The following is a 1068-nucleotide window of genomic DNA, read 5'->3' on the forward strand; positions in this document are numbered from 1 at the left end:
GACCTATAGATACTAATGAGACAGAGTTAGGAAGATTGAATAATCGTAGAGTAGTGGCAGTGATTAATCCATAAGCTTGCTGAAAAAATATCATTAATTAATAAGGAAATTAACAATGACTACTATTACTGTCAAATCATATGATCAAGCTAAAAATATTACAGAGCAAGCTGTAGTCGTTAACAACGGTCAGCCTGCTATTATTCAAGCTACAGAAAAAGTTAATTATGAACTTTTAGACGAATCTACTGGGCGTGCACCGTATCACGTTATAACAAAGCGTGTGGATAATAATTTGCAGCTCTCGTTCGATGAAGATATTGAGAACCCAGATTTAATTATTGAAGGATTCTACGACACTGCCAATAGTGAATTGATTGGATTGGCTGAGGATGGTAATTATTATTACTACATTCCAAATTCGGGTGAGTATGCAGATTATATAACAGCAATGCCCGAAGGTGCGATTGCAGGGCATGCATTAGGAGGAGCCTCAAGTGCCACTCCTTGGTGGGTAGGTGCCAGTGAAGTAGATGGTTTCAAAGTAATGCCTTGGCTAGTGGGCTTAGGAGCTATCGGTGCAGGCTTGGCAGTCGCAAAAGATTTAGACTCAGATGATAGTCAAGATGGTGCAGATGGACAAAGTGGTCTTTCAGCTTATGAAGTGTGGGAGAACCTATCAGGTAATGAAGGTAAAACTGAAGCAGAGTTCATTGAAGCAATTACCGGTGAGCAAGGAGTGGCAGGTGCAACCGGTGCTCATGGTGAATCAGCCTTCGACGTATGGGAAGCGCTACCAGGTAACGAAAACAAAACTGAGCAAGACTTCATTGATTCTATTACTGGTGATGATGGAGTTGATGGTAAGTCAGCGCTTGAGCTATTGGTTGAGGCGAATGTACTACCAGCAAATGCAACCGTCGCTGATCTGATTGAGTACTTACGCGGTGAAGACGGCGCGGATGGTACAGATGGTGCTGACGGTCAGGACGGTGCTGATGGCACGGATGGTAAGTCAGCGCTTGAGCTATTGGTTGAGGCGAATGTACTACCAGCAGATGCGACCGT

Annotated in this window: 1 pseudogene; it reads left to right on the forward strand. The window is 43.4% G+C overall.

What is annotated here, in order from left to right:
• Nucleotides 1-115: 115 nt before the first annotated feature.
• Nucleotides 116-1068 (forward strand): annotated as a pseudogene (locus tag ACT3QQ_RS13860) (hypothetical protein); the annotation flags it as partial.

Origin of the sequence: Psychrobacter sp. AOP7-A1-24 (assembly GCF_052376235.1) — a bacterium.
Lineage (GTDB): Bacteria > Pseudomonadota > Gammaproteobacteria > Pseudomonadales > Moraxellaceae > Psychrobacter.